This window comes from Spirosoma panaciterrae DSM 21099 (assembly GCF_000374025.1).
In the GTDB taxonomy this organism is placed as follows: Bacteria; Bacteroidota; Bacteroidia; order Cytophagales; family Spirosomataceae; genus Spirosoma; species Spirosoma panaciterrae.
This window is the reverse complement of record NZ_KB893186.1, coordinates 1-25,563: the sequence shown is the minus strand read 5'-3', so window position 1 is coordinate 25,563 and position 25,563 is coordinate 1. Positions and strand designations below refer to the sequence as shown.

Here is a 25,563-nt window from a genome sequence, read left to right as displayed (position 1 = left end):
CCTACAGCTTGTTTTCTTCGCGGATGGACTGCATTTCGTTCTGTTTTCGCTCAAAGGCCAGGATGTCAAACGAGATCTTCCGGCTGGCCAGGTCAGCTATGCGCTGCTCGAGTCGACCGATAGCGGCTACCACTACCATGTTATCACCCAGGGCTCCTTCTTTCGTGCCGCTACCAGGGCCTAATGCCTGATTATACCCCGTTGCCGAGTCCATGACGCTATAATTGCCCGTTTTCTGAGCAACATCGGTGAGCCGGGCGAAGTCGGCTATTACCGGATTCTGAAGCGCCCGGTTGGAAATTACAAATTCCCGGCCTGCTTCACCGGCGATGTAGGACCGCCTTCCCAGGTTAAACAGGGTAGGGGAATCGACGAAGCCCGATGGACTCCCATACAGTTCACGAACGCTCGTAAAACCACCCTGAGCCTTCGCCGCTACTTCCTGAATGCCTGCTCCGGCAATGGTCGCAATGGCGATACCGGCCCGGATTTTGGCGGATAACGCTGATTTAGCGATATACGCTTCCCGAACGCCGATTGGCAACGCCAGTACCGATGGGTTGGCAGGAAGTCCGGCGATTTCACGCTGGGTATCGATGATGATCTGGGCAATGGCGAAGGCTTTCTGAGCGATAATGGCCGCTTTGTAAGCCAGGCTACCTTCTTTTAAAAATCCCTTCAGTACGCTGATCCCTTCAGCATAGGCTGCGCGTTTGGCATCCATCAGCGCCCATTCAACCTGCTTCATCTGCTCAGCTGCCTGGTATTCGGTCTGGGCGCGAAGCTTTAGCTGGGCATTCCAGTTTTCAGTTAACTGACGCTGGGTTTCGGCCGATTCCTGAGCAAACGTCTGCTCCAGTACTAATTTCTGCTCCAGAAAAGCCTGGTCAGCCTGAAGCTCCATCATCTGGGCTTCGTTTTCACCCAGTTTATGGGTGACTACCCCCTGATCGATGGGGGCCTGCCCATCGGTACGGGTCTGTTCTGCCAGGTTCAACGACGCATGGAAGCCCTCTTTATTCTCTTTCTGCTGACGTTTACGGCGCTCTTCATCTTCTTTTTCCAGCCGTTTGTTGTCGATCTGTTCGAACTCGAGCAGGCTAAGCCGGCGGATCTCGTCGATTTTCGCCTGGTTATCCTTCGCTAGTTCATACATTTTTGAATACTTAGCCGCAAAAGCCGCTACTTCACGCTCGTAATCCGACTCCTCCCCGGCCATGATACGCTGACGGGATTCGGCCAGCATTTTCTCCAGGTCCTCAGCGGCCTGCTGCGCTTTCTTATTTTTCTTCTCCGGATCGGTTAGGGTGTTAAGCGTTCCGGTACCGGTGGGTTTGACGCTGCCCTGTTCAAACTGGCTTACCTGGTTGAGAATACCCTGCATCTGCTGGATATTGGCTTTAATAGGAGCGACCTGCTGTTCGAACTGCGCCCGAACAGCCTGCATTTGCTGAAGGCCCGCCTGCAGGATGCCCGTTGGGACGGCCGCCAGATTACCGCCTGATTTGATGACGGCCCAGAGTTTTTCCCAAAGCGAGGGCTCCAGGGCCAGCATTTCCATTTCTTTCTGACGGACCTGCATCCGGGCGAGTCGGCTTTCCATCTCCAGTTTACCAACGGCTACATTTTTGACCAGCTCAGCCCGCTGCTGCTGGCTTAAGCCAGCGTAATTCTGCATCTGCTCATTGTATTTCTCCAGGGACCGGGTCTGTAGTTCGGTCAAAAGCCTCATGTCGAATTGCAGCCGCTGGCGAAGCTGCTCCAGCCGAAGGGCTTCCTTTGTATTATCCGAATACAGTTTTACGGCATAACCAAGGGCTGTGATGCCCGCGATGACCAGCCCGATCGGGTTCGCCAGAAACACCGCACTTAGCGCCGACCAGGCCCCTCGGGCCAGGGTGACAGCCGCCGTCTGAAGACTGATCTGCCCGGTCAGTACACCCGTGGCCAGGGCATAGGCTTTGGTGGCCACCTCCGAAATCAGGAGCCAGCGATACCCGGCTTGGTAGGCTACCCGGCGGGCAATCTCAGCGGTGGTATTGGCCCAAGCCGCGACCGTGGCTTTGATGATGGCCCCGTAATAGGCGGCCGTGGCCGCTACCAGGATATAGACATACTCCGAATTTTTGCTGAGCCACTGGCCCAGCTGCGGCAGTGCTTTTAAGAATTCGACGGTATTGTGCGTGGCTGAGACCAGAAATTCCTGAAGGGCCTTGCTGGAGAATAAAGAGTTGAACCACTCGTTGAGGTCTTTTAAATCTCTGGCGAGCTGATGGTTTTTCTTGCTAAACTCGTCGGTCAGGCTTGTGCCTTCCTGCATGGCTTTGGCGGCCAGCGCCTGTTTCTGGGCAACGAAATCCGTCTGGTCAGCCAGTAGGCTCATGACCTTGATGGATTCCTGGGATTCGACTTTTAATTCCTTCAGACGCTGAGCGACCTGCACGGGTGCCAGGCCCGAAAAGCTTTTAGCCAGTGTCATCAAAAAATCATTTGGGCTGGTGTTGATCAGGTCCTCGACCGCTTTTTTACTCATGCCCAGGTGCTGGGCAAACAAATCTGAGTTGTTGGCGGCTGTTAAGAGCAGACCCGATAGGCCACTGGCACCAATCTCGGCCGATAAGCCCAGTTCCTGAAGGGCTGCCCCCAGACCCAGCGTTTCGGAAAGTTTTGGAGCCAGATCACCCAGTTGGCCCATGCGCGTGGTGAACTCGGCAACAACTGGCGAGGTCGCTGAGCCAGCAGCCCCCAGTTCATTGAGGGCCGAACCAATGTTGTTGATGGCCGGGCCAATCTGCATCGTTTTGGTTTCGTCGAACAGCTTGGCAATCCCGCCAATTTCTTTGGCGACCTGATCGACGCCCCCGGTAAACTCATCACCCAGAGCGACAACGGCCTTATCGACGTTTTCGACGAAGCCTAAAAGCTGGTCATTAGCCACGCCTAACTGACCGCCGGCGACGGCAATATCCCGCAGCTCCTGGTTGGTTGTGCGGGTATCGATGGCTTTAAGCTCCTTGTTGAGTTTTTCAACACCAGCCGTCGATAGACCCGTGGCCTTCTCGATATCGGCAAAGGCATCTTTGAGTTTAAGGGTTTTCTGTACCGTATCGGGAATCAGACCCACCAGGGCCTGAAGGCCAGCGGTGGCAATGTTGCCCCCAACAACACCCGTCATCACGGTAGCTGCTTCTTTCTTGAAGCGGCCCCAGGCGGTGGAGGTATCATTGATACGGGCCGTCATCGTCCGCTGCGCGTCGATGAGGGCATGCATTTCTTTTAGCCGATCTTTGTAGCCCGGATCGGTTTCCTTCATTTTATTGAGGGCGGAGCGGGTCTTGGTTACCTCCAGGCTGACTTCCTTGAGGGTGGTTTTCGCCGACTGACCATTGATAACCAGGTCTACGACGGCTCTTTCGGTTTGGGTTGCCATACAGCTTGCGGTTAGGCAAGCCAGGCGAATCAGTTAAGTGTGTTTAAACAATCACCTCGACTTTGGCCGTCAGGGCTGTTTCCAGCGAATCGAGCGTTACATCGATGTGGTATTTGGTCATCAGCTCACGAAGACGGTGAAGCTCATAACTTTTGCGTTTTGAATACCAGCGAACGGGCCTGCGCGTGCGGGGTTCCCCATTTTTTCGAATCGACTGGTATTTCGATAAGGCATAATCAGTGCCTTTCCCGACGCCCATATCGACAAACCGGCCGTAAAGGGGAAAACTGTAATCGGCCTGCACCTGGTCGGATGATCCACCCAGGCTATAGCGCCAGGCCGTGCGTAGGGTATTGGTCCGCGACGATTTTCGGGTACCGGAGCCAAATTTGTAATCCTTGCCGAGTTGCGTCCGCTGAACCCCTTTTCTATTGGTCCGGAGGCCATACACTTTTTTGTCCAGATCTTCCTGAAAGCGTTCCTGGTTGTATTTCAGCCAGTCGGCCACCAGGCCGCGCATGTTGATCCTGGCATGAATATCGACCTTAGGCTCTTCCATTTAATTAATGAGGGTATAGCCCTCGCCTGGATCCAGACTGTAGGCAAGTGAAAAATCCAGTAGCGTGATGTCGCGCACGTGGTTGACCAGTTTGGTTTCGACGAGTAGTTTGGTTTCAAAGACGGCCGTGTTACCTTTCATCGTATAGTATTCCACCGACTCGGTGTAACTGGTATCGGCCGGTGTGGCCAGGTCAGTCAGTACTGATTTTCCTTTCTGAATGCGACGCAGTTGCAGCACCAGATTCGCTACCGATGCAGCCCCTGTTTTGGCCGGATTACTCCAGGCCCGAAACGTCAGGCTGGCATACACTTCGTAGCCCGATACGTTGGTGTCGCCAATGGGCTGTTTAGCCGTATTGATCTGCTCCAGTTGAATCCAGACGATGGGTGCATCGACATCTACCACCTGATCGATGCCCGACGGCAGCGTCAGGGCTTCCAGGCGAACCCGCACTTTTCCATCGATGCCCGGCATTTCGGCCTGTAGTTTACTGATCAGATACGACCGGCGGATCTGATCTTCCAGCGTGAGAAATACCGATCGATGGAGTTGCAGGCTGGCCAGCGTGGCCACCGGCATAAGCATCGGCTGGGTAATCCGCTGCGTCTGGTTTCGAAACTGATAATAGGCGTTCAGATAGCTACGCCAGGCCCCGTAGCGGCCACCCAGCGTCAGAGCCTGGGAACCGACCCTGACCTGCTGGCCGTCCAGTACGCCGGGCGTACCTAAAGGATACGGGTTGCCTTTACTATCGGTGGTCATGCCCCGGTAGGAAAGAAAACACAGACCGATATTGTTAGGCCGTTTACCCTCTGAGGTCAGGTAGCGATCCGATTTTTTGTACATCGCGTCCAGCACATTGCCGGCCTGGCGCACCTTGGGTACAAACCAGAGGGCGCCTGCTCCCAGGGGCGAGGTTTCCCGAACCAGCTGGCAGGTGCCCGCCTTCAGGTTAATTTCGGTTTCGCCTGCGCCAACGACCTGGTAGGGTGGTTTGATGGTGTTGCCTGACGAATCCTTGTAGAGGTCGTCTTTATCATCCACAAAATCATACACCGTAAATCCTTTCAGGTCCGGATAATCGGTACTGTAGGTGCCCGTTTGGTAGTCGGTCAGGTCGATGGCCGCTCCGGCGGCAACGGCGCTGGTGAACTGGGTGATGTAACAAATCCGGTCGTTGGAATTGTAGGTGTACAGCAGTCCGAATCGACCTTTGACGGCTTTGAGAAATTCCCCAACCGTCATGTCGGGCAGAAACATACCGGGTACCACACTGTGGCCCGCCACCAGCTCCCCCAGTGAACCAGCGGCCTGGTTCATGGCCGTCAGATTCTTGATGGTAATGCACTGCACGTCGGCTGAGGCCAGCCAGTCCGATTCGATGCTAAAGCCAGCCTTGGTTATGATCTGCTGGAGTACCCAGGCTAAATAAAACTGGGGGCAAATCAGGTAGCCATACCGGGCGGGCAGTTGATCGTCGACCAGAAAACCGAAACTACCATCCGGTAGCTTTGTCCAGTTGTTGACGTAGGCTTTGCGCTGAAAGCCCAGATCCGTCATACCGGCCGCACCGCCAATTTGGGCCGGATCGGTGGGCACTGTCGAGGTGATGGTAAAATCATCTTCCAGGAAAATGTCATCCCGGATGGGAAAGAACGTACAGGGAAACTCGCCCGGTTTCATCTGGGCGATCTGCTTAAGCCGACCCGCCAGGTTAATGGGTGGGTTATGCATCAGCCCATCGCCCAGGTAAAACGGTTCACTGAGCAGATCCAGCAAACTCATTTTCCGGATTTTATCGTAAAACTCACTGGCGTCGATTTTCAGGTACCCACTTAATTTTCCACCGTTAATCCGAAAGCAGAACGTACACTGTCGATACAGCACGCCGTCCATGGCTACGTGCACCGGCATCGATGAGACTGGTAGAGCCAGATCAGGCCGGTACGCGTGACGGACAAAGCGCTTATTGTTATCACTTAGTGGCGCATCGATCGAATAGGAATACTCCCCTGGTAACTCGTCGTCGGTTAGCCAGGGGGCATTCTGTTCAGTGACCAGATTCTGATCAGGATCCAGATGCAGGGTATCGCCGGTATCGTTGGTAATAGCAAGCATAATTAATAATCAGCAGCCGCCAGCTCGACGTGGTTCGGCTGAATAAAATTTAAGAGAGCGGCCAGGGCCAGGCCAGTCTTCGTTAAAGTGCCCAGTTGCTTATTCTTGCCTAAACAGCGACTTATCGTGTCGGGAAACTGACCGAAGGCATAGCCACCATTTTTTTTCAGGATGAGATTGAGCAGCGGACCACAGATCACGTTGCCCATTACGTCGATCACATAGGCGAGACTAAGCGAGAAGGTCGACAAAGCCTCGACCACCTTAAAAAAATCAACCTGCCAGCAGGCGTGACCAACCGCAACCACAAAACCTAGTGGAAAAAACGGAATGGCCAGCCCGATCGCTACGATCAGCAGACCAAAGTTGATCAGGTGCTTCATGAGGCTGAGAAGGTAGCGGCTAATTGATCGCCTACCGATTGCTCGGTGGCAGCATGAACAAAACGGGGCAAGGCGCTCTGAACAGCGGATACGATGTCGGCAGTAGTCAGGTTCGCGGCTGTACCAACTGTATTATCAACTAATATCCCGGCCTGTGTCTGATTGGGTAATGGCACTCGCATTGTTCCGGTCCCTGAACCGTTCGTAACCCCGTACCGAACGTCTGAGTTGGCAGGATAACCACCTGAAGCCGTATCAATCAGGTTAACGTTGGTGTTATTCTCCCTACGAACCTGTGCTTTGATTGCCGTCGAGTTATCGAATTTGACAAAGCCCGAAACAGGAACCTGACCACCTGTGCCAAATTCGAGTTCTTTCACCACGGTTAAGCCCCCTACAACCGAACCAGTAACACCCGCAATGCTAATAGAAGAACCTGTAGACGCTACGGCCCTGGTTACTCGCATTGTGCCAGTGCTAACGTTAACTGCACCTGGGGCAGCAGACCCAGCAATAGCAATGCCATTAATGGTCGCGGTGCCTGTATTGGCATTATTAACACCATAGGCATTGCTAAAGCCTCCGCCCGTTGCCGTACCTGTAACGTTTACGATACCACCAGCCCCATTGTTGACACCGTGCGCTCCATTCCCGGTTCCCCCGTAGGCATTGCCCGTCATATTGATCGTTCCCGTACTGGCATTATTCACCCCTGTGCCTGTAGTGTTGTTTGAGCCTGTTGCGTTGCCCGTCATGTTTACGGTCGCGGTTCCCAGATTTTGTAGGCCGTAACTTGCTGTGCCGTTCGCAGTTGCGTTACCCACATAGGTTACAGTGCCCACCAGAGACGAAGCCACGTTTATACCGATTGCCCCACCTGTAGGGCCACCTGTAGAATCACCTGTTACCGAACAACCTAACGCCCCAAGCGTTAAACACGTCGTTGTTCCGCCATTATAACCATTGGTAACACTGACCGTATACCCTCCTGCATTCGTGAACCCACCACCTGCACTGGCAGAACCAGACGCATAGGTATTCAGGCTACGTGCCGAAATGTTCTGATTGATCGTTACAGCCCAGCCTGACGCGAAAACGTCGTCACCCGAACCAGGTAAGGCTCCTGTGTTCCAAACCGTCGTATCCGACCAGTTCCCTGCTTTTGTTGCATATACTAAAGCCATGAGGGTTTGGGCTGAGCGTTGATGAATAGTTGAATTGCCTGTTGGGCAGTACCTACGCCCTGTAGCAAATTCTGATCTACTGACCGAAAAAGATCGCTAACGATAAAGGTCTGATAGTAGGCAGGCTCCAGCAATTCGATGATTTTGCCATCCTCCCGGCGCATCGGAATTAAAACCAGCACCATCGATGCAGACAGGAAATCTTCGTTCGGGTTTTGGTCGTTGGGCCGAATGGCCTTATTGATAACCAGTTGCATGGTGAACTCGGTCCAGTATTTTCCGCCAAGCTCAAAGGGATAAGGGTTTGTCATTGTCTTACAAATACGTTGCGGTTAAACGAGAAGTCCAGGCTACACCCGTAGCCTTCAGTTTACTGGCCGTACTGCCGTCTGGATTGCGGCTGGTACGGGTAATGATAAAGGCAGGCGTCGTATCGGCCGAGCCGCCCGGAGCTACGCCCATGTAGTCATAGCCTCCCTGATTGTCGTGCCGGATAACCCGGTTGGCGCTCAGGGCACTATTGGCGGCCGCTGTCGCAGAGTTGGCTGCTGCGGTCGCAGAGTTGCCCGCATTGATGGCCGACGTGCTGGCGGCTGTAGCGCTGTTACTGGCATTGGTCGCGGAGGTATTTGCCGCACTGGCACTCCCCGCAGCAGCGGTAGCACTGTTGCCTGCATTGGTCGCGGAGGTATTTGCCGCATTGGCGCTGGTACTGGCGTTGGTAGCCGAGGTACCAGCGGCCGTAGCCGAGTTAGCGGCCGCTGTGGCGCTATTGCTGGCGTTCGAGGCTGAACTGGCCGCTGCCGTGGCTGAGGTAGCCGCTGCCGTAGCTTTCGTATCAGCCTGGGTAGCCGAGCCGCTGGCCGTACTGGCACTCCCCGCAGCAGCGGTGGCGGAGTTAGCGGCTGAGGTGGCACTGGCACCGGCCTGGGTAGCTGAACCACTGGCGGCTGACGCACTGGCGGCACTGGCCGAAGCAGCAGCCAGGGCATCGCTGATTGAGTCCGCAATGAGGGCTGCCGACTGATTGGCCTGCTCCAGCTGATCCGAAAGAACCTGCTGCCCGGCCAGTACTGCATCCCGAGCCGCCTGGGCCTGATTGGCGTAAGCAGCGGCCAGTTGCGCACTGGGCGAAGCATCGAGGACACCGCTCAGGATCTGGCTCGATTCGTCGAGGGTAGCCGTCAGGCCCACCACATCCGACAGGGTTTCCAGACTGCCGATCGGCAGAATTTCTACCAGGCACAAACCGGATCGGTGCGCAGGTGAGTTCGTGGGCACCTGCACCAGATCGACGTAGTACAGACCCGCCGTCAAGGCTGAGATCGTGGCCACCAGGACTGCGCTGGCCGTAGGTTTAGTTAGCTCCAGCACGGAGAGCACGCGGCCTTTGGGATCGGTACGAAACTCCAGCTTCAGGGCCAGATCAACACCCGGCACTACAGGGGTATTGGCCCGGCTGAGCTGAAGCTGGAATTGGTTCGGGTTTTGTTCCCGAAAGCGAAGAATGGGGGCTTTGGTAGTCATTACGGTTCAGGGTCAGCGTTTACGGTATTAATCCACTGGATAGCCAGTTTCGCCCCGGCGGGTACGCTGAGGGTGGTCAGCTGAACGTTCTGAATTTTGCCACTCCAGCCCGATATGCTGCTCACCGGAATCTGCACGGTGCGCCAGGTATTGTCGCAGACCAGGTTCACCGCTGCCTGCTGGCCATCATACTCATTGGCAGCCTGACCAATGCGACCTGCCTTCAGTACATTGGAAGTCGGCCAGGTAGACGAGGCTTTGTAACGGATGTACAGGCTGGAAACGCTGCTGGCGGCAATGGCCACGCGGGGCCAGTGGATATCGACGAAGGTGCCGCCCGAGATGGGTGTCACTTCAATACCCGTATCCGGAGTGGGATAACCCGTATCGACCGCTTTGCCGTAGTGGAACCAGCCCCTTCCGTTTTTCGAGTTAAACTTCCAGGCCAGCGTATTGCGGGGGTCAGCCTGCGCATTGGCCCAGCTCCGAATGGTTTGGGCACTGCCCACCAGCACCGCATATTCGTTATAGTAGGTACCGTTCCAGTCCCAGATGATACTCTGGTTAGCGACTGAATACACCGCCGGATTCGCTAGAAACGCATAAGGGCTGTTGGGGTCTTCGCCGTCATGATCGGAAGGCGCGTAGCGAAACTGACTCGTCGAATAAAAGCCGGGTCGCCACAGGCCTACGCCCTGCGCGGCTGGGCTGGCATCGGTCACCATTGCACACCAGTTCTCCCCGTTGGGCACGGGCGTCTGGTTCCAGCCCGTCAGGTATTCAATGTTACCCGATGGTCCCACGTGCGCGTTATACTTATAAGCGGCATTGACGATAAAATTGGGATACTCATTGCTCCGGGCTTCGTAGGCCGTCTGATCCATTACCCGGTTATGGGTCATCTTGACTTTCACGCGAGCGGCCGGGCCATCCAGCCATACCCACTGCTCCAGGATCACATCGGTGGGGTCATTCCTAACCGCCCAGTTCATCATCACACTTTTGGTGTAGATCATATTGGCTGTATAGCCCATCTGCACGACGACAGCCGGGTTATCGTAGGTATCCCCGATCTGAATGGGGTTGTTGCCGACCCCACCCCCCGAAGCTGTCGTGCCCCAGGCCTGCGCCCAGGCTGTCTGAATATCCTTGTTCTGGCTTTCAATCTGGCGGGTGCGGCCACCCCGGTAAATCGTTGTGGCCAGCCCACGCCCCCAGTCGTTCTGGTTGATCTTGTTGGGGCCATAGGGCACCGACACATGCGCGACGGCTCCCCCGAAATTCTTCCAGACCTGAATTTCGATCTGACTGTTTCTGAGGGTTACTTTTTCGCCAATGGCAACGCCCCGGTGAACCGTATTGTCGTATTCAGGCCAGGCGTTGAGGTTGCTGGTAATCGGCTGGTAGTCGAAGGTATCGAATGAGGGCTTATTCGTTACAGCCAGCTGACTACTACAGCCCGTTACGCTGACCAGCTTCGTAGCTGATTGAGTGGCACAACCCGATTTACTGACCGAGACCATATAATCGAACGTGCCCGAGGTCGAAGGAGCAACCAGCGTCACCGACTGGCCCGATGCGGAGTAGCTGGGACGACTCCAGCTGTAGGCAAGGCCCGTGGCGCCTGCGCCTGAAGCGGAGGCTGACAGGGTAACAGAACCGCCACAACTGACAGTGACGTTCGATCCGGCTGATACCGTGAACGCGCAGGTGGTACCCGACGAAACCGTTGTGGAGATCGTTGTCGTCGATTAGGCTCTGGCTACTGTAACGTAGTTCTGAAAATAGGTGCCCCCACCGTTACCCTGGAAGCGGATCGTATTGGTACCCGCATTCAAGCTAATACCCGTAAACGTTTTGGTGCGCGTGCCGCCAGCCGCCCCGTCCATGGTAAAATTGACCATCGACCCGCCGTTGATCTTATACGACCCCGATCCACAGCCCGAGCAGTCGTAATTGGTCTGGTAGTTAAACGTTAACGTATAATCACCAGCCGTGATGGGTGCGCCCGTAATGGTATAATCCGCCCAGTCGGCCGAGGTGATAAACTGGTTGGGATGGGAACCCCCGCCCGACGTGGAGAGAAAGTCCGATTTGGCGGCTGCCGAATAGGGAATATTCTGACTAAAGGCCGCAATGGTAACGGTCGTGGTGGAGACGGTACCAGTCGTCGTCGAGGTGGGCGTCGATGCTGCGACCCGCCCTCCGTAGCCCGGCCGCTCCCAGCTGGGGTTGGCCGAAAATACGGCTTCATAGGTCTGATTTGAATCCGACGCCCGGACTAAAAACTCGGCCATCTGGGCCGAGGGGCCGCGCAGTTTCATTTTGAACTGATTGCCCCGTAATGCGGTAAAACTGGATGGGGCCCGTACGATATCGGTGCGTTCACTCGTCCAGGATTGATTCATGCCCCCCACGATCAGCACCCGGATATCGCCGTTGGTCTGCGCTTTATAGCGCAGGATGTAGGCCGGTTTCTGAGTACCCTGCACACCCCCGTTGTAATTATAAGCCTCCGTACCGTTGTAGTTTAGAAAACTACCCGTCTGGTTCAGCTGCACATCCGGATCTTCGACCAGCGTAGAGCCACTGAACCAGGCTTCGTAGGGCTGCATATCGGCTCTGGCCTGATAGATCGCGGTGATGCTGTGCAGGTGGTGATTGAACACCGGCGTTGCACTCAGGTCCAGATTCACCCAGTTGGGGTTAGCTGGAGGAAACAGATAAAATCCGTTGCCGGGATTATTGCCTGCCATCATCCGGGCGACGACATACCGCGAATAGTTCAGATAGGGCTCCTGCCATTGCTTGGGGGCTTCCCCGTCGCCGGTAATGCCTGGCTGCAAATCATTCCAGGTGATGCGGGAATTTACCGATTGCCCCGTCCAGGTATCGCCCGAATAAAGGAAAATCTGATCGCTCTCGTACTGCGGCTCGATCTGGCGAATGATGCCGCGCTTCTGTCCCTGCCGGTCGATCTGCCGTTTCCAGTTTAGCTGCCAGTAGCCTTTTTCATCCGCTACAATGTGGCGGGTGCGCACCTGTTTCCATAGGTAGGGATAGTTTTGGGTACTATCCACCTTATCGACGAAGATCTTCTGATACTCGCTCTGGGGCATGTCCTTTCCGAACAGGTAGTAATACCCGTCCATAATGTCTTCTTTGCTCCAGTGCGATCCGGTAACGCCCGTATAGGTGCGCCCGTTGAGCACGATCGTACCGCCACTGCCCCCAATGCGGCTCACGTCGGCAAACCCATCCTGAAAAATACCGTGCGAGTTATCAGCAAAATCCATTCGGGGCAATCCCTGATACATGCTGGCCCCGTAACTGATCTGAAGGCCGGGCTTTCCTTTGGCTCTAGCCGCCTGAAACAGAATGTGCAGCCGGTTGGCCCGTCGGACGGCCGTTTCCTGCGCCCACAGACCGGGCGTGTTGTCGATCTGCTCCAGGGTCATTTCCCCCGAGACCGACTCCATTTGCACCTTATGGCCCTTCGAGGATTCCCAGCTGGGCCAGTGCGAATTAGCGCCATAGTTGCCCCTTCCCCAGCCGTTGGATTGCTCGATGTTGAAAATGATCAGACTAACGCCCGGATCAGCCCCGTAACCCGCACTGGGTAGCGTAGACCAGATTTTGGCTTCGTAGTCGGCCAGCGATTTTTCGTAGTACAGCGCGCCTTCGTACTCCTGATGGAAGCCCGATTCGGTCAAATACAGCACGCCATCGCCGTAGCTGAGGTTTTGCTTATCGGTACTGGAGAGCGACCAGTGATTAAAACTATTGACCCCTAAAGCCTTGCGCTGGGCAACGGTCAAGCCCCCCGGATTCCAGTCGGAAATAAACCGGAATGTGCTGGGTGGCGCGTAGTATTTACCCGATCCGAACTGGCCGGGATTGAATACCCGTTTGGCTTCGGGGGCATAATTCAGCACCAGCCGACCACCTTTTCGGGAATTGACCAGACCCGATGGGATGGTATTCACCACCTCCATATGCCCATCGCTGTAGGCGGCAAAACCGACCGTGGACGAATTAGGCTGGGTGAGGCTCCAGTAGGTGGAAATCGTCTGCGCGGAGCCAGCCAGGCTCCACAAAAGAGGAAAGAGAAGAAGCAGGAATCGGTTCATAGTCGTTACGAGGGTTCTTTAACGGAGACAGAAGTAGCGCCCGATACGTCGGTGTCGACCAGGGAATTGCCCGAGCCACTGCCGGGATCGCCCGACCCCGGATCGGTGGTATCGGGATCGCCTGAGCCGCCCCCTGGCAGCAGGCAGCCCATACTGTCAAGGAAATACCCCGATGGCACAAACGAAGCGGGTAGCAATAGACTTACCTGGGCCTGGGCCTGAGCCACACTGGGCCGCTGTTCGCAGGTCATATCGGGTGAAACGGGCAGGTACTGGGTCGTACCATCAGACATGGTACAGGCCAGGTATTTATAACCGAGCAGAGATAAGGTTGGGGAAGGCATTACGGTAGAGCGTCGGTTGAGGTAGAGAAGGCTTCGATTTCCATGATTTGTGCATAGTTCTGGCTCGGTGCTGTCGCATCGATCTGAACCCGTATTTTCTGGGTGGTGACCGTATCGAAGCTGACCGTTTTTTTGGTCAGGGTATTCCCCGTTACCGTACCACCCGTAACCGTAGTCCACCCGCCCGAACCATTCGGAACTTGGATGCGGAAGGCCGTCAGACCGTTCTGGGTGAAGGTTTCCGTATTGGTGAGCGGAGTTGTACGGCCCGCATAATTGTCTGGAATCATGTGTACGACCACGCGCCGGATGGGCCAGGTTCGACCAAAATCAATGTCCACATGCTCGTTGGGCGTGCCGGAGACGTAGGCTGAGGCCCAGTAGGGCTGGCCAAAATCACTCACGTTGCCGTCGTTTGTCCTCAGCGCAGAATAATTCGAATCGTAACTGGTGCTCGCACTGGCCACTGCCCCGTACACGGTAGAGAGGGCCAGGTCATTCCAGGTTTTCAGGTTGGCTCTGGCACGGGTACCCGAAATATTTACCGGCAGATCGATCTGGGTGCCGTTGCTGGTTTTCAGGTTCAGCGTGACCGTGGCTCCGTTGCTGAGGGAGCCAATCGACGCGCCATAGGCAAACCCGTTGCTATCCGTTCCCCCCGACAAAGCCACCAGGTTATTCCAGTTGGGACCATTATTGAACTTATACTGCCAATCGGCTGGGCACCGTAAGTAGAAGCCAGCCTGATACCCCGCAATAACGTCGTAATCGACCGCGTAGGCCAGATTGCGTGCTACGACAACCGTAAAGTCGTCATTGGCAACCTGATTGGCACTGTCTACATACTGACGACGAAGCATAAAGGTTTGATCGACGCAATCTGTCGTTATCGTAAAGATGCCTGTCGTCTCATCGAAGGAAACACCCAGCGGCAATGGCCAGTCAGTATTGGTTTCGGAAACGTGGCGGAAACCGAGCAGATGCCCGGTATCCCCCGCATTATCGACGAACTCGTTGTTGGGTGCCGGAATAGTCTGGGTACCCAGTTGAGTGATCAGTACAGGCCCCTGGGCGTTGACCAGCACCGGCGGGGGATTAACAGCCGCATTACAGCGCACGGTGTTGAGTGCTCCCACGTCGGAGGTAGCCTGCACACTCCCTGCCGGATTAAAGGCCCGGTAAGTATGCTCCTGGCCATCCTGATCGCCCGACGGTTTGATGTACGCCCAGCCGTAGGTCGCAAACGTACTACCCGCAGGCAGTTTGCCCTGCGTAATGAGGTAGTCCCGTACATCAGCCCGCTCAATGTTGCAGGTAATCGTCCCCACGGCCACACCATCCCGTTTGATGACTACCTGCGGAGGAGTGGATGGATTGCTGGGGTCAAATGCCCAGCCACGCATATCGACGCAGTTGTTAACATCGAAGCGCATCATCCATTGAAGCTCGGAGAGGGTATACAGATCGCCAATCGACACAATCGTTTTCTCAGGCGGTAGCACCACCGTGCCGCCTTTCTGATAGACCCGGCCTGTCGCGGTGTCGATCACTAAAACAGGCAAATCCTGCGTTGTGACAGGAATATTGCCCAGCATCAGCCCACCCAGTAGGCTGAGCATGATGTTGGTTTTAGCGCCCCGTGAAGCGACGGTTTGCAGATCGTCTTCGTTGGTAGGTTTACCAAACTCGATGGGGGCAATGGCGATGACGTTTGCGGCCTGGTGCCAGCAGTAAATCAAATAGGTCATGCCGACTACGAACGCAGCGCCCCCGATCTGGGTGGCGAAGACGGGACTGTCCTGCCAGGTGTCATTGTCGAGGCTGTATTTCCAGCCAGCCCCGGTGGGGGTATTTACACGAATTCCAGCCATAGTTACGATGGTTCCTGAGCCGTAGTCCAACTGGAGAGTTTGGGCTTTACGCTCAGCGAGTTAAAAATGAGTTGAAGGGCTTCAGGCTTGGTGGCCAGTTCAGCAATGCCCAGCTGGTCGCGGGTGGTGGGTTTACCCCCCACATCAGCCAGCCAGTCGATGAGCTGCGTTTTCTGGCGATAGAGTGTATTGCCGGTGCCCTGGGTGAGAAAGCCCAGGTTTTGTGGGTTGGGTCGAAGGGCCGCCTGCGTCCAGGCATTTATGTCGTCCGGCGTAATGGCCCGGACGACATTAGGCACGGTATCGTCGATGTTGCGGGTAACGGTGGGTTGATTGATCACGACGGTACCACCCATCATTTTGAAATTTAGGGGCGGGGTGCCATCCCCAATTTCATCGGATTCCTGGCCGGTATAGAAGTCGTCCTTATATAGGTAGACGTATTCGAACTGGTGTCCGAACAGGGTATCACCGTCCTTTGCCTGCTTGATGGATTTGGACACAACACCAATAGGCAGAGCCTGTCCATCGACGAGTCGGAACCGGAAAGGGGACCGGTAGAAATCATTCCAGGTCTGGACTACAGCTTCGGGCCAGAAGCCCGTGGCTACCGTTACCTGCTGCTGAAGGGAGAGATCATAATTGACAAACTGGCCATCCTGCACCTGGTAATGGATGGGCAGGTAACGTTCTGCCTGCTCGAAAAACAGGGAAAGCTCATGAGAGCCTTTTCCGTAGGTGGTCAGCGTTTCGACCACACCCAACGAATTCAGATAAACAAAATGCCGGGTGTAGGGCTGGTAATTGGCGTTGAGGATGTAACGGTAGGATAAGCTCCAGTCATCAACGCCAATTACCAGTTTAACTGAATACTCCTTCAGCACCTTATTGCCTGCCCGGGTGGCCAGGTTAAGTTGGGTGGCTCCTACTGCAAAGCATATTTTTTCACCCACCGGCAGATTCTGGGGGGCGTAGCTATCGTCGAAAACCTGAATCGAATTGTCGGAGAACGTGAGTGTGCAGACCAGCTTCAGATTCGAAAGGACAGTAGGCCGCTGATTGACGAACGTAAGGAACTGAGGTTCATCCGGCAGTACATAGCGCGTTTGACTCCCGAAACGCAGGGCCTTATTTTCCCCTGCTGATGAATCGAAGCGGTTCAAAAAATAGCCGCTCGACGAACGGTGGCGAAAATCGGCTCCGCCCAGGTAGGCGTGCCGCACGGAATCCCGTTTGAGCCGCCCGATTTGAATGGGAGAACCCCAGGCCTCCCCGTAGGCCACATAATATTTTCGGTGGCTGTTTGGTCCGCCCGACGGATTTAAGAAGCCCCAGGCGGGCCAGTCGGGTGTCAGGAAGGAATGCAGGATGTTGCCCACGTTAAACCGAACTCCTCCATCCGAATCAGTTTCGTTGGGATTGGCGTAAACGAGCTGGTAATGCGCGTCCAGGTCAGAGCCATCGTTACCGGGCGTTTGCAGATACACCTCGGTGTAAATGCTGTACTTGATCCGCTTGATGGGGTCGGCACCACTGACGGGATTGGCAATGGTAATGGGACTGCCAACGGGCGGGTTGGGTACACTTAAATTAAAGGCCGTACCAGGCTGGCGGGCCGTCAGCAGAACACCGGGAAGCTGGGTTGGATCGTAGCGGGTTACGACAAAATCCTTTTTGAGGGGATAGTAGCCTGCCAGCCATTCAACCAGCTGATCGACGTAGGCGGAAAGACCATTTCCCGAGGGGAACTCATTGACCTGAGTTGGTGAGGTGCGAAAAACGAGCTGAACGGTTTTGCCGTTCCAGCGCAGGTTAAGGGTAAACCCATCGGGAATCGCACTGGAGAAAAAAAGCACGGCCTGGGCTTTGGCACCCTGGGTGATGAACTGGCCTGCTCCCTCGAACTGGAAATCCATTCGGCCCCCTTTGGTCAGGGCGTGCAGATCTGGATGAGAAACAAGGGTGACGTCGGCCATAGCCACGAAATTGCCGTGGGCGATGGGCTAATCCCGTAACAAACGGAATGCCGCTACAGGGCTAAATCCCCCCAAACCGACCTATCGACGGCCACCGTAGTTGGTAATTTCCACTCGAAGGGATAGCCCCAGCCAGCGGCCGTTCCGCCAAAAATGGGGGTTGGTTCCCCTTCAAACTGAGTAGAGGGTGTGATGCGTTTACTAAAGAGTAAACCAGTTGAATCCCGGCAGTCAAAAAACATACGATTGATAAACTGAAGGGCAATCGAACGGGCCTCCGTGCGGGCCCGGCGCACATCGGTCGGGTCTTCGGCTTTGCACTTGACAACGACCGAAATGCCGCCCATCACGTTAAGCCGGTAATTATCGTTCGTCCGGTCGATGTCATCATAGTACTGATCAAGCAGCACCAGCGGGAATTTTGCGTTTCTCATCTGCTTATCGACAACGGTTTTGTTGTTGTCCTGAGCGACCAGAAAGCGGGGAACAGTGGCCGTGTGTTTGATGGCCACATGCTGGCGGGCCAGCTCTTCAAAGTAATCGACGTATTCACTTTCAGACATGACCGTTCTGTTTTAGGGCGTTTAGCCTGGCTTCCGTTTCGGCCGCCTGCTGCACCTGGCTATCCAGCGTTTTGAGGACCAGATAGAGATTAATCGATTCAATCTGGACAATCTTGGTGGCATCGAATTTGGCCATACCAATCACCACATCCAGCCAGGTACCCGGCGCTTTTTTGCCTTTTTTGCCCGTCAGGGTCTGGTCGTCCTGCCCCGGTTTAAAGACATGTTTGAAGAGTTTACCCAGACGGAGCAGTGTACAGCCAAAGCTAAAAGCAATCCGCTCCAGGATCGCCTTGTCCAGTTTAGCAAACCGGGTAGCCACCTGTTTGGCCTCTTTGTGGTCGAAAGCTACGCGTTTACCGGAACCATCTCGAGTTCGGTAGAGAATGGCCGCCAGCACCGGCAGGTTGTTATCCCGGAAGGCTTTATCGGCCGCCATGAACTCATCAAAGTTGCAGTCGCCCAGAGCGGCCTGTGGCCCCTGAAAGGTTTTACCAAACGCGTTAAAGCGTTGAACGAACGTCGCATCAGGGTCATCCTGACCAAGCCAGGCGATGGTGTCCAGGATCTGCTGACCATACTCCAGAAACAGGAGTTGATCGGCAGGATCAATGCCCTGACGGCGTAAGAAGTTGATGTCGAATAACCACTGCTGATGGCGGGGCTTTAGATTATAGAGCAGTTTCAAAACGGCAAACTGCGTAGCGGGATTGGCTTCGACCTTCTGCCGGAAGCGCATCATGGCCACCGACTGCGGATCCGTAAGCTCCTTCCAGCAGGAAGGGCCGTTCAGACTGATCTTTTCAGCCTTCGCCCGGGGTGGATTAAGGGTGAGTACGAAAGAATTCATAGAGCGTCTGAAGCTCAGCCGGGTAGTTGTTGGCTCCCTGGTTGTCGACACCGTTATAGAGCAGGCCCAGTTTTGCCCAGTTTTTAGCGATTAAGTAGGGGACAAGCCCCTGTTTTTGACAGAATCGAACAAAGCCCTCCAGGTGAGCGGCTTCACCCGCATTGAAGGCCTGCACCAGGGCATAGGCCGACGCATAGCCGAGCAATTTCCAGTGAAAACCCATCGTCTGAAACCGGCCGTAACTGGCGCACTCAAAGGCGATATCGCCCCCCAGTTTGCGGGCCTGTTCGAGTCGATTCCAGTCGCCGATCGTGCCCAGGTTGAAGGGGCAATTGCGCATGTAGGGATGCGACAGGGTAGGATTCGATTTGTCAAACTTTCCGCCCGTTTTCTGGCGAAAGATATGGCCCTCAAAACGAACCGTCAGGATTTGGCCAGCGATGAAACCACCCCCTTTCGATTCCTTTTCAGCAAACGCGCGAATGACGGCCACTTCGCATCCCAGCGAAGCAGCCGCCCGTTCGAAATCAATAGGTGAAAGAACCGGTTTCATGCTGGATTAGGCTTTGGCGATGGACTCTGCCGGTTCAGTCGTTCGGTTTATGAGGGGACGAACCGTACCGTTTTTTTTCGGTTTCAGATCATCCAGTTCACGCAGGACCTGCTGGTGGTTGCTGTCTAGTTTATCCCCCAGCTTCACCAGAGTGGTGTTCAGAATTCCATTCGATTCCAGCGTTTTTTCCTGAACGACCAGTAATTTTTCGCTGTGATCGTTGACCAGACCAAAAATAGCCTCGTCTTTCTTCTGAGCGATTTCGTCCGATTTTTCCTGACGAGCCGTGAAATAGCGCCAGGTAATGACCCAGATGACAAACAGTACTGCCGCCGTGATGGACTGTTTAGCCAGGTCAGGTAAAAGTGATGCGATGTAATCCATTTTATTGAAGGGTTTAGAGAAAAACTTTAACGAGCGTCACGCCAATGCCAACCAGCACCGATGCAGCACTCCAGGTCCATTTGCGCTGCTGAAGTGTATGGATATAATCGACGACGGCCGTTGCGATCTGCTCCGGCGAAGCGTCTTTCAGGGTTTTACGAACGCGTCGGGGCAATTCCTGCAGGACGGAATCGGTTGCCTGGTTAGCCTGGTTTAGTTTGCCCTGAGCTGCGGTTAATTGCTGCTCCAGCACGGCTGTTACCTGCCGAAGCGAATCGGCCCTGGCTGCATCGTATTGATCCAGTGCCTGCAGATCGGCATAGGCCTTTCGGGAGGCATCAATTTCCGTACTGAGTGCATCGATGGTATGCTGGGCACTGATGCGGAGATCCTCGGCCGCTTCGAGTTTAGCTTTAACGGAACGGTACAGGGGCGAATCCATGGCCACACCCTGAGCGTAGGGGAACGGCTGGGCCTTGACCATCGCCTGTACCGATTGGCCATCCGCGGGCAGCACCGATAACAGCAAGCCAATAAAAAGGGCAAGCAGCAGCCAGGCTGCTTTAAGGCAGATCAATCTGTAACGAATCATAGTGACTAAGGTCTTTTTTGAACTGGGTTTTAGCGGAATCCGAATGGTCTTTTGCGACCTGTACAGCCTGTGCGGAGCCATCGGCAGTTTGCTTCAGCTCGATTCGATTGGCATCACCAGAGACACGAATGACGGCCGAGTTACCGACTTTGGTTTTGGGCTGACAACCGGAGCAATTAAGAATGATCGAGATGAGCAGTAAACTGATGACTTCCCGGATTAAGACCAGTTCATCATCGAAGAAAAAGGCCCAAATACGGCGAAAAAGAAAGCTGGCAAGAACTGCGAGAAGTACGGTTGAGAGCGTCATAGCGGTAGTTGGTTAGATCATCACGACGGCTCCGTTACCGTAGAGGGTGCCTTTGTCGGTATCAGTTGAGGGGGAGGATGGATTTTCAAGAGGGGCCAAGGCCGTTTCAAACGCACTCCAGGCCACAGCGATCGTCGACTTTAGGTTGTCCATCACCCAGCTTAGATGATCCTTGCCTGGAGCCTGGTAATAATCGGTCTGGCCATACTGAGAAGCGTAATTGACTTTCACGTTGACGCCATCGAGTTCAATCGAGAGTTTGGGGGCAGCCTCCAGGACCGCTTCATAGGCCAGCGCCCGAAGCAGCTTCCGCTGAAGCTTACTTTTTTGATCAGAAGAAACCGTATCGGGCAGCGCATCAATGCGGGCCTGTGCTGGTTCGCCTTTCTCTTCTTCAACAAAACGAATGAAGGGCCGAAGTGCCCAGAACGTAAGCCAACGGTCCTGAATGGGATAGTAGCTACTGAACTCGGCTGGCGACTTGAACATCGCCTGTTGATGTTCCTGGTAGTAGGGCGAATCGGTCCAGCCGGGAAACAGATCGGGTTTGCTGGCTACCAGGCGAATGAGTTCATCCAGCGACCGCCAGCCCGTCTCCAGCAGGCTTTTTTTTGCCGAATTGGTCTGGTACTGAAAGGCCGCTTTTCGGTCAGGTGTGGCTGGTGTGGTGATGCCATCATCACCAATCTGAAGCTCTGCAAACGGGAAATAGCCCGCAAAACCAATGCGGCCGATAGCTACCTGGGCCAGATAGAGCGCCTGCCGAAGGTCTTTATCCTCCTGAGCAACCTCGTCCCCCAGTTCAGTCAATTGCTCAGCGACATCTGCGCCCAAAAATCGGGGCAGAATAGCCTCCTGGGTCAGTAAAAGCTCAGGCATGGCGTTCTCCAGGGTGAAACTGGCCGTCAGGCCCGGTACCAGCTTTTGAAATTGTTCGGTCGTTCCGTCGAAGAGGGCCATTAGCTTAATATTTTTTTGGTACCGGCTCCGGTATCCAGGGTAGTCAAAATTTTATCACGGAAGCGGAATCGGAGATCAGGGAATGCCTGTTTCCAGCCGTTGTATTCGGCCACAAATTCAAGGGGTTCAATCAGCATGTCCCGAAATGGCGCCAGCATCTCCAGAGCGATCAGGTAGGCTTCCCGTTTGTCCGAACCACCACTGCGAGCGCCCATCTTATCGCCACCCGCAAAGCCAACCAGCGTCGGATCAATGCCCAGGGTGTAGAAAATATTGGCGGCTGCTTCCAGGTTGTCTTCGATGTATTTGCCATCCTTCATGGCATCGGTCACCGGCGTGATCGTTACGAAATCCTTGACGTTTTTGCCGTCGAGTGACTGCTGAATTTCGGTGACCAGCATGGCTCCGGCATTCTCCACATTGGTCAGCATCTTGGTGACCTCTGCAATCCACTGCCGGCGCAGTTCCTCTTTTTTGGCATCGTTGCCATTCACGTATTCGGCTCCGAAGCGCTCTTTCCAGTAGTCCTTATCCACTTTGATGTGGTATTTGATGGACATCTGGTTTTTGAGCAGAAACTTCTTGAATGCCGGCACCGCCAGGTGCACGTCCAGCCAGCCGGATTCGACGATGCTGTAGTGGTGAGCCAGACTGTAGAAACGAGAGCCGGGCGTCGGATAGGAGATGGGATAGACGCAGTTATAAAAACTTTTCTCCCTCAGCCAATCGGTACGATCCCAGCGGTAGGGATCGATGGCCGCTATTTTCTTAGTGCGGGGATCCTCGGTAGTGACGTGGGGCCAATTGGCATTCAGGTATACAAACGGCAGATCACCGGTATCGGTCATCCGGCAGTAGCGCACTTCCTCCGCGTTCAAGGGATGGATGTGCGTAATTTTTTTACGGTCTTTGCTGACGATCAGTTCCGGGAAGCCGTTGAAGTACCAGGCTGCATCGCCTGCCATTTCGCGCAGGTAGAGCCGAAACAGGTTGTTGTTCAGAAAAGCCGTGATTTCCCTGGTAACGGGATGGTTTTTAGGCAGTGCCCGGTCCAGTTCATCGCCCCCCTCGTCGATATCTTCCAGCACGGGCCGAACGCCCTTACCGACCAGCATCGACGACACTTTGCCGAGCGTGGTGGGGATAATAGGGTCTTTACGGTACAGCTGGGTAATGCGCTGGGGGAAATCATTACCGTCTCCCCAGGGCATGATATCGCCATCGGGTGTGGCGTACTGCGTCCAATCCGGAACGACGGCTGTGGGTTTACCACCGGGCTGGGAGCCGGCTGAACGGCCTGCTTTCGCCTGATGAGGTTTGTCGTTTTCCAGGGCCACACTGATGCCCACCTGGGGCAATATGGCCACGTCAAACCCACCACCCGCGAAATAATGAAGGCTGCTCATGCTACTGGTTGCCCGTTGAAATAGATAATCAGATCAAGGTGGACGCTTATTGCCTCGTTAGTGCCCAGTGGCTGTAGGGTGAGCACGCGGTCTTCCGCGATGTGTTTGGTCAGCAGGATAGCTTTGTGAAGCTCCCGGAACTGCCCCCCCGTTTTTCGTTTGCGGCTGGCGGTACAGTAGATGATGGAAAACGGCTTGGGCTGCTTAAGTCCCACCGTTTTACGCATTTCCCGAACCATCGCATCCACCTTGATCATTTGTCTGACTGATAGAAAGTGGTCGGCAAATTGGGCTTAGGCAGGGGCTAGGCGTGTAACAGACGGAATGCCGAACCGAAGAATTAATCTAGAAAGGTGAAAGAGAGGACTAAGGTATTTTGCTTATTTTCAAGCGTTCAACTTTACTAAACCTTGACAATGGATTCGTTTGACGCAGAATACTATAAAAACCGGGGGCTTTATTTATTTAATAAAGGCCACTTTCAAGATGCAATCCGTGATTTTACAGAAGTGATTCGGCTTGATCCACTAGACGTTTGGGCTTACAATCAGCGTGGAGATGCCTATCAGCATCTCCACGAATATCAGTTAGCAATCAAAGATTATACGGAATCGATTCGGCTCAATCCTGCTTATGCAGGAGCATATAATAATCGCGGAAATGTCTATAGAGAGCTAGGTGATTACCCGTCAGCAATAAAGGATTTTACAAATGCCATTCTGATCAGTCCCCAGGATGCAGGATTTTATTATAATAGGGGAAAGTTCTATAATGATGTCCGGGAATATCAGTTAGCGATCAAAGATTATACGAAATCGATTTGGCTTGATCCTACTAAAAATAGTGCTTATAATAATCGGGGGAACATTTACTTAAGCCTCCAGGAATATCAGTTAGCAATCAAAGACTTTACGGAATCGATTCGGCTTGATCCTACTTATGCAGGAGCATATAATAATCTGGGAAATGTTTATGCAGAGCTTGGTGACTATCTCTCATCGATCAGGGAATATACAGAAGCGATTAGGGTTGATCCACTTGATGCTGTGGCTTATAATAATCGGGGAAATGCCTATGCAAAGCTATATAATTACTCATTAGCAATTAAGGACTATACAAAAGCTATTGCCCTTGATTCACAAGATGCTTGGGTTTACTCAAATAGGGGCGATGTCTATATGAAGCTCAAAGATTACTCGTCAGCGCTCAAAGATTATACAGAAGCGATTCGACTTGATCCACTTGATGCATTAGCTTATAATAATCGAGGAGTAGTTTATTATGAACTCAAGAATTACCCATCAGCGATCAAGGATTATACACAAGCGATTGAGCTTGACCCACAGTCCGCTTGGACTTATTTTAATCGAGGGGATATTTTTGTTACTATTGGTAAAGATAGCCAAGCGCAATCAGATTATGTTCGGAATGTATTCTTAAATAAGCCTGAAACTAGAACTTTACTAAGAATACTTTCTTTCTTTCGAGATTATGCTGATGTTCCTTTTGTGGTTACAAAATTGTTGCAGCAATATCCTGCACTTGAAGATCTTCAATCTTATCAAAGTTTTTTTTTACAGGTTGAGGAAAAGTGCAAGCCTGTTTTAAATTACCTAGATCTCTGTCAATTACGTGGTTGGACTAATCAAAACCCCAAACAGTTTGTACACCTTTTAACCCTATGTCAGTATTTTATGGGCGATACCGCTGAGTCCTTCCGCATCTTTGATGAGGAGATCGATCAGGTTTATCCATTGAGTTTGATGGGCCATTACTACTATGTACAATCGGCTTTGTTTTCATCTATAAATGATTCAAGTATTACACACTTACGGGAAGATGCCCTTGAAGGGGCTGAAGAAATATTGAATTTACCAGCTCCCATTGATTTAATTGAACTCTATTACGCTGGATTAATCCTATATACCTATGGAGATAAAAACGAAAAGGCAATCCAGTGTTTTAAGCGTGCTCAGGGTTTGTTGCCTGCTTTATACATGTTATGGTCAATAAGCTCTTCAGAAGAAAAAGAAGTAATTCGTCAGGAAATTCAACTGCGAGAAGCTCGACAGCCAGTTGATCGCTCATTTACCAACGGATTAATAAAACGCAGAATAGACGGGGAATTTTCAAGTCATTGGGGGGCAATGTGGGGTGGTCCCGTTTAGCCGGACACTTTACTTATGAGAGTTTGACAAAACAGTTTGATAAAATTGGTTTTCAAAGTCAATCGGTGAACGGTAGCCTAACGACGAGTGCAGCCGACGCACGTTATAATACCCTTCAATATAGTTAAACAACTCAGCACGGGCATCATCTAGACTCATAAAACAGCCATCCTCCAGCAACTCGGCTTTTAAGCGTCCCCAAAAAGACTCAGCATGCGCGTTTTGATAGGGATTATCAGCTTCCGCCATGCT

24 protein-coding genes are annotated in these 25,563 nt (G+C 53.6%); 2 read left to right on the top strand and 22 right to left on the bottom strand.

Annotation, left to right across the window (positions count from 1 at the left end; translation table 11 throughout):
• Position 1: 1 nt before the first annotated feature.
• From B153_RS0116720 to B153_RS0116685, 8 genes are read right to left on the bottom strand one after another with little or no spacing between them, the layout of a single operon-like run.
• Positions 2 to 3,430 (bottom strand): hypothetical protein, encoded by a 3,429-nt coding sequence (locus B153_RS0116720; RefSeq protein WP_020597883.1) that lies wholly within the window; start codon positions 3,428 to 3,430, stop codon positions 2 to 4.
• 43 nt (positions 3,431 to 3,473) lie between these two features.
• The gene (locus tag B153_RS0116715; RefSeq protein ID WP_020597882.1) at positions 3,474 to 3,989 is read right to left on the bottom strand and encodes a hypothetical protein; all 516 of its coding nucleotides are present in this window, start codon (positions 3,987 to 3,989) and stop codon (positions 3,474 to 3,476) included.
• Entirely contained in the window at positions 3,990 to 6,110 is a 2,121-nt protein-coding gene (locus tag B153_RS0116710; protein ID WP_020597881.1) for a hypothetical protein, read from the bottom strand. It lies immediately after the preceding gene.
• Positions 6,111 to 6,112: 2 nt separating this feature from the next.
• Positions 6,113 to 6,493: a hypothetical protein gene (locus B153_RS0116705; RefSeq protein WP_020597880.1), complete on the bottom strand. Its 381-nt coding sequence runs from the start codon at positions 6,491 to 6,493 to the stop codon at positions 6,113 to 6,115.
• Positions 6,490 to 7,677, bottom strand: a complete 1,188-nt coding sequence (locus B153_RS0116700; protein ID WP_020597879.1) for a hypothetical protein — start codon at positions 7,675 to 7,677, stop codon at positions 6,490 to 6,492. Before B153_RS0116700 ends, B153_RS0116705 begins: the two co-directional genes overlap by 4 nt.
• Positions 7,668 to 7,988 (bottom strand): hypothetical protein, encoded by a 321-nt coding sequence (locus B153_RS0116695; protein ID WP_020597878.1) that lies wholly within the window; start codon positions 7,986 to 7,988, stop codon positions 7,668 to 7,670. Before B153_RS0116695 ends, B153_RS0116700 begins: the two co-directional genes overlap by 10 nt.
• A gap of 4 nt (positions 7,989 to 7,992) precedes the next feature.
• Positions 7,993 to 9,204, bottom strand: a complete 1,212-nt coding sequence (locus tag B153_RS36720) for a hypothetical protein (RefSeq protein ID WP_020597877.1) — start codon at positions 9,202 to 9,204, stop codon at positions 7,993 to 7,995.
• The gene (locus B153_RS0116685; RefSeq protein ID WP_020597876.1) at positions 9,204 to 10,769 is read right to left on the bottom strand and encodes a hypothetical protein; all 1,566 of its coding nucleotides are present in this window, start codon (positions 10,767 to 10,769) and stop codon (positions 9,204 to 9,206) included. The genes B153_RS36720 and B153_RS0116685 overlap by 1 nt, the downstream gene beginning before the upstream one ends.
• A gap of 52 nt (positions 10,770 to 10,821) precedes the next feature.
• On the opposite strand from B153_RS0116685, the gene B153_RS37690 reads away from it, so the two are divergent.
• A complete protein-coding gene (locus tag B153_RS37690) occupies positions 10,822 to 10,959 on the top strand; it encodes a hypothetical protein (RefSeq protein ID WP_157634729.1) in 138 nt (45 codons plus the stop codon).
• On the opposite strand, the gene B153_RS0116675 is transcribed toward B153_RS37690, so the two are convergent.
• From B153_RS0116675 to B153_RS0116615, 13 genes are read right to left on the bottom strand one after another with little or no spacing between them, the layout of a single operon-like run.
• Positions 10,956 to 13,334: a carbohydrate-binding protein gene (locus tag B153_RS0116675; protein ID WP_020597875.1), complete on the bottom strand. Its 2,379-nt coding sequence runs from the start codon at positions 13,332 to 13,334 to the stop codon at positions 10,956 to 10,958. The genes B153_RS37690 and B153_RS0116675 overlap by 4 nt on opposite strands.
• Before the next feature lie 5 nt (positions 13,335 to 13,339).
• Positions 13,340 to 13,678 carry a hypothetical protein gene (locus tag B153_RS0116670; protein WP_020597874.1) on the bottom strand — a complete coding sequence of 113 codons (339 nt, stop codon included), beginning with the start codon at positions 13,676 to 13,678 and terminating at the stop codon, positions 13,340 to 13,342.
• Positions 13,678 to 15,549 (bottom strand): discoidin domain-containing protein, encoded by a 1,872-nt coding sequence (locus B153_RS0116665; RefSeq protein WP_020597873.1) that lies wholly within the window; start codon positions 15,547 to 15,549, stop codon positions 13,678 to 13,680. The genes B153_RS0116670 and B153_RS0116665 overlap by 1 nt, the downstream gene beginning before the upstream one ends.
• Before the next feature lie 2 nt (positions 15,550 to 15,551).
• Positions 15,552 to 17,525, bottom strand: a complete 1,974-nt coding sequence (locus B153_RS0116660) for a hypothetical protein (protein WP_020597872.1) — start codon at positions 17,523 to 17,525, stop codon at positions 15,552 to 15,554.
• Positions 17,526 to 17,578: 53 nt separating this feature from the next.
• The gene (locus B153_RS0116655; RefSeq protein ID WP_020597871.1) at positions 17,579 to 18,088 is read right to left on the bottom strand and encodes a hypothetical protein; all 510 of its coding nucleotides are present in this window, start codon (positions 18,086 to 18,088) and stop codon (positions 17,579 to 17,581) included.
• A complete protein-coding gene (locus B153_RS0116650; RefSeq protein ID WP_020597870.1) occupies positions 18,081 to 18,938 on the bottom strand; it encodes a hypothetical protein in 858 nt (285 codons plus the stop codon). The genes B153_RS0116655 and B153_RS0116650 overlap by 8 nt, the downstream gene beginning before the upstream one ends.
• Entirely contained in the window at positions 18,913 to 19,491 is a 579-nt protein-coding gene (locus B153_RS35345; RefSeq protein ID WP_020597869.1) for an N-acetylmuramidase domain-containing protein, read from the bottom strand. Before B153_RS35345 ends, B153_RS0116650 begins: the two co-directional genes overlap by 26 nt.
• Before the next feature lie 6 nt (positions 19,492 to 19,497).
• Positions 19,498 to 19,875 carry a hypothetical protein gene (locus B153_RS0116640; protein ID WP_020597868.1) on the bottom strand — a complete coding sequence of 126 codons (378 nt, stop codon included), beginning with the start codon at positions 19,873 to 19,875 and terminating at the stop codon, positions 19,498 to 19,500.
• Between the two features lie 13 nt (positions 19,876 to 19,888).
• The gene (locus B153_RS0116635) at positions 19,889 to 20,467 is read right to left on the bottom strand and encodes a hypothetical protein (RefSeq protein WP_157634728.1); all 579 of its coding nucleotides are present in this window, start codon (positions 20,465 to 20,467) and stop codon (positions 19,889 to 19,891) included.
• Entirely contained in the window at positions 20,439 to 20,777 is a 339-nt protein-coding gene (locus B153_RS0116630) for a hypothetical protein (RefSeq protein WP_020597866.1), read from the bottom strand. The genes B153_RS0116635 and B153_RS0116630 overlap by 29 nt, the downstream gene beginning before the upstream one ends.
• Before the next feature lie 12 nt (positions 20,778 to 20,789).
• Positions 20,790 to 21,737: a DUF6712 family protein gene (locus B153_RS0116625; protein WP_020597865.1), complete on the bottom strand. Its 948-nt coding sequence runs from the start codon at positions 21,735 to 21,737 to the stop codon at positions 20,790 to 20,792.
• Positions 21,737 to 23,143 (bottom strand): hypothetical protein, encoded by a 1,407-nt coding sequence (locus B153_RS0116620; protein WP_020597864.1) that lies wholly within the window; start codon positions 23,141 to 23,143, stop codon positions 21,737 to 21,739. The genes B153_RS0116625 and B153_RS0116620 overlap by 1 nt, the downstream gene beginning before the upstream one ends.
• Positions 23,140 to 23,400 carry a hypothetical protein gene (locus B153_RS0116615; protein ID WP_020597863.1) on the bottom strand — a complete coding sequence of 87 codons (261 nt, stop codon included), beginning with the start codon at positions 23,398 to 23,400 and terminating at the stop codon, positions 23,140 to 23,142. The genes B153_RS0116620 and B153_RS0116615 overlap by 4 nt, the downstream gene beginning before the upstream one ends.
• A gap of 159 nt (positions 23,401 to 23,559) precedes the next feature.
• Here B153_RS0116615 and B153_RS36715 point away from each other — a divergent pair, with 159 nt between their 5' ends.
• Positions 23,560 to 25,311, top strand: a complete 1,752-nt coding sequence (locus tag B153_RS36715) for a tetratricopeptide repeat protein (protein ID WP_020597862.1) — start codon at positions 23,560 to 23,562, stop codon at positions 25,309 to 25,311.
• Between the two features lie 9 nt (positions 25,312 to 25,320).
• Here B153_RS36715 and B153_RS35335 read toward each other — a convergent pair.
• Positions 25,321 to 25,563 (bottom strand): integrase core domain-containing protein (locus tag B153_RS35335; protein WP_020597861.1); only part of this gene is annotated, 243 nt, incomplete at its 5' end.

Excerpts from the sequence above, each read along its gene's own strand:
- B153_RS0116655 (WP_020597871.1), bottom strand. The coding sequence starts at position 18,088 with ATGTCTGAAAGTGAATACGTCGATTACTTTGAAGAGCTGGCCCGCCAG.
- B153_RS0116625 (WP_020597865.1), bottom strand. The coding sequence starts at position 21,737 with ATGGCCCTCTTCGACGGAACGACCGAACAATTTCAAAAGCTGGTACCG.
- B153_RS0116705 (WP_020597880.1), bottom strand. The coding sequence starts at position 6,493 with ATGAAGCACCTGATCAACTTTGGTCTGCTGATCGTAGCGATCGGGCTG.
- B153_RS36720 (WP_020597877.1), bottom strand. The coding sequence starts at position 9,204 with ATGACTACCAAAGCCCCCATTCTTCGCTTTCGGGAACAAAACCCGAAC.
- B153_RS0116660 (WP_020597872.1), bottom strand. The coding sequence starts at position 17,525 with ATGGCCGACGTCACCCTTGTTTCTCATCCAGATCTGCACGCCCTGACC.
- B153_RS0116615 (WP_020597863.1), bottom strand. The coding sequence starts at position 23,400 with ATGATCAAGGTGGATGCGATGGTTCGGGAAATGCGTAAAACGGTGGGA.
- B153_RS0116720 (WP_020597883.1), bottom strand. The coding sequence starts at position 3,430 with ATGGCAACCCAAACCGAAAGAGCCGTCGTAGACCTGGTTATCAATGGT.
- B153_RS0116640 (WP_020597868.1), bottom strand. The coding sequence starts at position 19,875 with ATGGATTACATCGCATCACTTTTACCTGACCTGGCTAAACAGTCCATC.
- B153_RS0116700 (WP_020597879.1), bottom strand. The coding sequence starts at position 7,677 with ATGGCTTTAGTATATGCAACAAAAGCAGGGAACTGGTCGGATACGACG.
- B153_RS0116675 (WP_020597875.1), bottom strand. The coding sequence starts at position 13,334 with ATGAACCGATTCCTGCTTCTTCTCTTTCCTCTTTTGTGGAGCCTGGCT.
- B153_RS0116620 (WP_020597864.1), bottom strand. The coding sequence starts at position 23,143 with ATGAGCAGCCTTCATTATTTCGCGGGTGGTGGGTTTGACGTGGCCATA.
- B153_RS36715 (WP_020597862.1), top strand. The coding sequence starts at position 23,560 with ATGGATTCGTTTGACGCAGAATACTATAAAAACCGGGGGCTTTATTTA.
- B153_RS35345 (WP_020597869.1), bottom strand. The coding sequence starts at position 19,491 with ATGAAACCGGTTCTTTCACCTATTGATTTCGAACGGGCGGCTGCTTCG.
- B153_RS0116695 (WP_020597878.1), bottom strand. The coding sequence starts at position 7,988 with ATGACAAACCCTTATCCCTTTGAGCTTGGCGGAAAATACTGGACCGAG.
- B153_RS0116710 (WP_020597881.1), bottom strand. The coding sequence starts at position 6,110 with ATGCTTGCTATTACCAACGATACCGGCGATACCCTGCATCTGGATCCT.
- B153_RS0116715 (WP_020597882.1), bottom strand. The coding sequence starts at position 3,989 with ATGGAAGAGCCTAAGGTCGATATTCATGCCAGGATCAACATGCGCGGC.
- B153_RS0116650 (WP_020597870.1), bottom strand. The coding sequence starts at position 18,938 with ATGAATTCTTTCGTACTCACCCTTAATCCACCCCGGGCGAAGGCTGAA.
- B153_RS0116635 (WP_157634728.1), bottom strand. The coding sequence starts at position 20,467 with ATGATTCGTTACAGATTGATCTGCCTTAAAGCAGCCTGGCTGCTGCTT.
- B153_RS0116670 (WP_020597874.1), bottom strand. The coding sequence starts at position 13,678 with ATGCCTTCCCCAACCTTATCTCTGCTCGGTTATAAATACCTGGCCTGT.
- B153_RS0116665 (WP_020597873.1), bottom strand. The coding sequence starts at position 15,549 with ATGGCTGGAATTCGTGTAAATACCCCCACCGGGGCTGGCTGGAAATAC.
- B153_RS0116630 (WP_020597866.1), bottom strand. The coding sequence starts at position 20,777 with ATGACGCTCTCAACCGTACTTCTCGCAGTTCTTGCCAGCTTTCTTTTT.